Origin of the sequence: Paraburkholderia sp. SIMBA_054, from assembly GCF_046534875.1 — a bacterium.
Taxonomy (GTDB): Bacteria; Pseudomonadota; Gammaproteobacteria; order Burkholderiales; family Burkholderiaceae; genus Paraburkholderia; species Paraburkholderia hospita.
The window spans coordinates 1-258 of the sequence record NZ_JAWRXV010001129.1; the positions used below are offsets into that span (position 1 = coordinate 1).

The 258-nt window shown below is 56.2% G+C and carries 1 pseudogene; it reads right to left on the minus strand.

The features are described from left to right. A pseudogene (locus tag SB822_RS58685) lies at positions 1-258 on the minus strand (hypothetical protein); the annotation flags it as partial.

Here is a 258-nt window from a genome sequence, read left to right on the forward strand (position 1 = left end):
GAATCGGGTTGGCAAGTCCGGAAATGTTTTTTGCAAGTCTGCTGCCCACGCGCGCAGCATATCGTCGTTTGCGCGGAATGCCTTATCGCCGTTTTCAATGTCGTCCTGGAACTTCCTCAACGCGGCGTTTTTGGTGCGGTAAAGCACCGGCTGTTGACCCGCCTTCAAATAGAGATCCGGTACGAGAACACGGTCAAGCGTGGCGAGCGCGACGACTTTATCCAGATACGGATTCCACCGGTCGGGCGCCGTTCTTGG